This window comes from Paraburkholderia sp. MM5384-R2 (assembly GCF_014201025.1).
In the GTDB taxonomy this organism is placed as follows: Bacteria; Pseudomonadota; Gammaproteobacteria; order Burkholderiales; family Burkholderiaceae; genus Paraburkholderia; species Paraburkholderia tuberum.
This window is the reverse complement of sequence record NZ_JACHDI010000066.1, coordinates 1-4,727: the sequence shown is the minus strand read 5'-3', so window position 1 is coordinate 4,727 and position 4,727 is coordinate 1. Positions and strand designations below refer to the sequence as shown.

Here is a 4,727-nt window from a genome sequence, read left to right as displayed (position 1 = left end):
CGCATGCACCAATAGACTACGGGCGACGGAACGCCCGGTTTCCTCCCGCCAGACATCGACGGTAAAACAACGAACGAAGCGACCTCACGTCGCACGAAAGAAAACTTATCTTAATGGCACGATCAGGTTTCACTTTTCCCCGGGAAAACTCCGTTCGCTCACGCAACTAAATTTGTTAATAGTTTTCAAGTTTCAGGCAGCAGATGACGGTGTGTTGCCCGTGCCGTGGTCATTCGCCCGCCTTGATCGGTTGCCAGCGACGTCGCGTTGCGTTGAAGCGGCACCCCGGCAAGCGAATGACGCGTTTGTAGTGTAGGTCATAACCGCTCTCCCGCTCCGATGGGTCCCCGACGCCCGGGCGTCCGACTTTCAACGAACGGTTCCTTGCGACTTTGGCTTCGGTCAGCGATGCGTCCTGGCGTTGTGAAAACCGTGGTGGAATCCGACACGCAAGCAGGAAACCGTGAATGAAGTTTTTTTGCCGGTCGCCCCCAGCCACGCTGTCCGGCAGCGGCTAACCACAGGCGCTGTGCAGCCTTTGGGGGTGGGCGCGGCATCAGCGGCACAGCGCCGATGTCTAACGTGCATTTTGTCCTGTCGGACGGACGTCATCGAAGGTGGCCGAGGCGGCAACAGCGCGCGCGAGGCCAACGGCGAAGCCTCGGAGGAAGCGGGCAGCGTCATGATGCCGGGGTTACACTGCTAGATAGCAGGCCTTAGCAACAGGAGGGCGCCATGACTGACATCGGCCCGGAAAGCACATTCCGGGGATTGCCTCTGACTGCTGAGCAGGATGCGGAAGTGAGGCACTATGCCGATGGTCTGCCGCCGCTCGTTTCTCGCGGCTTGCCCTTCGTCGCGCTGCGTTAGCAGAATTAATGGACATATTAGCGCTTCAATGAACACCATTAGCGCCAATTGTGACCTCCAACAGCTACTCAATTGTTTTTGCCCGACTCGGCTTCCGGCGACGCCGGTCGTTTCTCCGAAGGCAAGATTGCGCCCACGATGCGCTCGATGAACTCGAAGAACTTGTCGACGCCGTAGCCTGCGACAAATGCCAACGCCAGTGGTGGTAGCGTCTTGCTGCCATCCAGAAAGCTGGTGAATAGTCCGATTGTGATGCCAATAATGACGGCCGTCGCGATTTGAGCGAGATTTACGATCGGCGACTTGCGAACGTGATAGGTGCTCGTCGCCAATTCCGACCAGATGCGCCGCAAGACAGCTGCGCAAGCGCCGAGCGCTGCATACAGCACGGGAAGTACAAACCCGACGATCGATCCTCCAAAGTTGTCCGCCTCTGCCTTCAGTCTCAGCGCGATTTCGCGGATATCCTGATAAACTGCAATTTTTTGAAACCCTTCCTGCACCTGATCTAAGGGCGGCCGTGGCCTAGGTCGTGCATCGGGTTTCGGTGGCGCGCCCAGCTTCGGCGGCTCGTCCGGCACTTCCGCGGTGCCCACATGCAGCAGCGGCAGTTTAATCTCAAGATTGGCTCGCAAACCATCTGCCGTGCACATCCAGAAGTTTGTATCGGGGTTGGTGACAGGCTCCGCCATCCCAACGTCCTTTGTGTAGCAATTGCCCATGTATTCGTCACGTTGCCAAATTTCCGTCCTTTTATCAAATTTCAGGTAACCGAGAAAATTCATGACGGCATTCAGGCCGCCGATGTCCGAATAGATCTGGCGCATGCTGACTGCGAACTTCTGAATGTTCTCCTTTAGTTCACGCGCCATTTGTGAGTTAACAAGGTGGTCGATTGCGTGCTCACTGTCATGCACGTCCTCACGAGAGTCCCAAACCTGCAGAACGAAGGCTTGCGTTTCGTCGTGGATCAACAGGGCAAGCTTGTCGTTCGATTCGACCTGTTTGTCGATATCGGTGGCGAATTGGTTAAAGACCAGCATCAGGCATGACAGCGCGATTACCAGCACCGCAATGACCGCTGTGATGCATCCGTATGTCCACATCGATCTTTGCGCCATGGCTGGCGCCTGACGATTAAGCGTCTCCCTCGTTACTGGAGAAACCGCATTTGCTATTGTCGCGTACGCCGCATAGAAAGATGCAATATCTTCAGCATCCCAATGGTTTCTTGATCGTGCCTCGACTGCACGACCGACCGCGCTGAGATGCCTTTCCTGAATTTCGATGCCACGCTGTGCGGCAAACGAAAGGAGCCGCTGGCAAACGGACACGTCGCGCGCCAAGCCGTACACCAAAGATCCTCGGGGGATATAGTTGGTGTTGGAATCAGACGTGTCTGATGGAGAAGGATCAGAACTCATTTTCGAATTGCTGAGGCATGACTGTCTTTCCGCGCGTTCACTTAAAGCTGTTTCGGTCATCCCCAGAAAATTTCTGCTACTCGTGACCCCTTTACTGTCCCCACGCGCCTTTAGTCTTGCCTTGGTGGTCCTCGCGGAGCAGTTCGCCGCTCTTTTGCGGCAGACGCTTAATCAGAGGGGGCCTTCGACGGCGGTCCTCTATCTGGGCGCTTCGCTCACCGATTCTGGTCCTTGCCGGCTTCGCCCGTCACCTACAACCGCAGGTCGAAGAGGCGAAGAGCTCCCATGGCAAGGTGAGGCGGACCGTGAGTGGGTAAGAAAACCGCTTCTAAAGTGGAATTTTACTGTTAATTAGACACGCGTAATTATTAATTCCGGCGCATGGTCGGAATGCTATGTGATAAACCATCATTGACTTGCGGTGACCAGAGGTTGATTACCCGCTTCGACTCAAATTCGTCCATGTGGAAGCGTGAGACGATCGTAAATGAAGAACATGGTTGGAACACCATTCGCCGCGGCGAATTGGACCGATTTGAAAAAGGGCGCATCGAATTCATGAGGTCAAGCTTAGGTCAGAAGTGACGCGATGTCATCCCAATAAATGCGTTGAAAATCGGACAACCAGACCTACCGAATCCGACAACTTTATTTTTTATAGTTTCCAACGTACGTTGAAAGTGGTCACGAAAGCGACGGATCGTCATGAAGTTGAATAAACCTCGACGATGAGTTCTTCGATCTGCACGCCAATCACAGCAGCCAGGTCGCTGAGCAGGCCATGCCGTACTTCGCTGCGCTTTACGAAATCGAGCGCGACGCTGCAGTGCTGGATGCCGAAGAGCGCCGCAGGCTTCGCCAGAGCCGGGCCAAACCGGTGTGCGACGCACTGTACGAATGAATGGAGGCGCCGCAGATCCGCGTCCTGCCTGTTAGGCGGTGTAGGCAGGGGGGCGACGAAGTCCGCGAGAAACGGGGCTTACGGCGAAGCGGTTACGCCAAGATGAGCCTCCAGGCTGAGCATGGGACGGTTGAGGAACACGAACCTGTTTGCAGTCGTGCGAACACGCTTGCCTCGCATCACGCCGTGCAAACCCAGTTGGGCTTCATCAACCGTTCGACCGTGCAGCGCGCCACCGCGATACGCTCCAGGTTCATCTGCTTCCAGACTTTATCCGGGCCGTAGACCTGCATGTTGGCCTGCCACACGCGCTTGATCTCCGGCCGCAGACGTTCATCGCGGATTGCGCGAACACCGTGCCGCGACGGATCACGAAGCAGCGCGGCATGGCGTCGGTAGCCCGACGGGGCAATCCGCAAGACCTTGCACATCGGCTCGACCCCGAAGGTATCGCGATGCTGATCGATGAAGGCCTTCTGGACTTCAGGCGGCGGTCGAGCGCCGCCTGGGCGAAAAACGCACTCGCCAGCTTCAGAATCTCGTTGGCACGGAGCAGTTCCTTGTTCTCGCGCTCCAGTGCCTTGAGGCGTTCGCGTTCCGACGTAGGTCACGCCCTCACGCTCCCCGCTATCCACTTCCTCTCGCTTGATCCACCCCAGCAATGTCTGGCTCGTGCATCCGATATTAGGGGCGATGGATTCGATCGCCGCCCACTGCGACGGATACTCGCCGCGATACTCTTGCACCATGCGCACTGCCCCCCGCGTCAGAATACTTGTCGCTCCAATACAATCGATGAACCGGGGGCGATGATGAGAAAACGAATTGGCAAAATACGGACAAGCATTCAAGGACAGAGCTGTTGCGCGGTTGCTGCCGCCGGAGAGCGCGGTTTTGGAAGACGTTGCACGTGAGGTTGGCGTGGGGGCGGGGACGCTGGAGCGCTGGCGCAGTGATGCGCTGTCCAGGCCCGCTCGCGAGCGGGCCTGGACAGCGGCGGCGCGATTCGACGCCGTGCTGACGACCGCTGCGATAGATGAGGCTGCCAGGAGCGCATGGTGCCGCGCCAACGGTGTGTACCCGCACGAGCTGGCTTGCTGGCGGCAAAGCGCCACGCAGGCGCTGGCCGAGCCCGAGGAGGCGCGTGCCAGCCCGCAGCAGACCCAGCAGGACCGGCGTCGCATCAAGGAACTCGAGCGCGAGTTGCAGCGCAAGGACCGTGCGTTGGCTGAGACGGCCGCGTTGCTGGTCCTATCAAAAAAAGTCGCGGCGATCTTCAGCAGGGGCGAGGACGAATGATCGGCCTCGAAGATCGCCAGTCGCTGGCTCATGATATCCACACCGCGCATAAGGCCGGCGCACGGCTGCGCCTATCCTGTGACACGGCCGGCATCGACGTGCGCACGCTGCAGCGCTGGAATACCGGCGCGGGCCTCGTATCGGGCGATGGCAGGCCCCATGCGGTACGCCCGCAACCTGCTCATGCGCTGAGCGCCGCCGAGCGTGCCGAGGTGCTGCGCGTGGCCAACGAG

The 4,727-nt window shown here is 58.1% G+C and carries 2 protein-coding genes, 3 pseudogenes and 1 other annotated feature; of the genes and pseudogenes, 3 read left to right on the top strand and 2 right to left on the bottom strand.

The window, feature by feature from the left end; genetic code table 11:
- Positions 1 to 735 precede the first annotated feature (735 nt).
- Positions 736 to 870, top strand: coding sequence for a hypothetical protein (locus HDG37_RS39950; protein WP_260335284.1), 135 nt, complete (start codon positions 736 to 738; stop codon positions 868 to 870).
- Between the two features lie 68 nt (positions 871 to 938).
- Here HDG37_RS39950 and HDG37_RS38475 read toward each other — a convergent pair whose 3' ends face one another.
- Positions 939 to 2,294 carry a hypothetical protein gene (locus tag HDG37_RS38475; RefSeq protein ID WP_184056768.1) on the bottom strand — a complete coding sequence of 452 codons (1,356 nt, stop codon included), beginning with the start codon at positions 2,292 to 2,294 and terminating at the stop codon, positions 939 to 941.
- 730 nt (positions 2,295 to 3,024) lie between these two features.
- Between HDG37_RS38475 and HDG37_RS38470 the strand changes: the two are divergent.
- A pseudogene (locus tag HDG37_RS38470) lies at positions 3,025 to 3,192 on the top strand (transposase); the annotation flags it as partial.
- 156 nt (positions 3,193 to 3,348) lie between these two features.
- On the opposite strand, the pseudogene HDG37_RS38465 reads toward HDG37_RS38470, so the two are convergent.
- Positions 3,349 to 3,944 (bottom strand): annotated as a pseudogene (locus HDG37_RS38465) (IS3 family transposase); the annotation flags it as partial.
- Positions 3,600 to 3,716, bottom strand: a sequence feature (AL1L pseudoknot). It overlaps the preceding pseudogene by 117 nt.
- A gap of 76 nt (positions 3,945 to 4,020) precedes the next feature.
- Here HDG37_RS38465 and HDG37_RS38460 point away from each other — a divergent pair.
- A pseudogene (locus HDG37_RS38460) lies at positions 4,021 to 4,727 on the top strand (IS3 family transposase); the annotation flags it as partial.

What these genes read in the sequence shown, in the direction of transcription:
- HDG37_RS39950 (WP_260335284.1), top strand. Translation starts at nt 736, where the DNA reads ATGACTGACATCGGCCCGGAAAGCACATTCCGGGGATTGCCTCTGACT.
- HDG37_RS38475 (WP_184056768.1), bottom strand. Translation starts at nt 2,294, where the DNA reads ATGAGTTCTGATCCTTCTCCATCAGACACGTCTGATTCCAACACCAAC.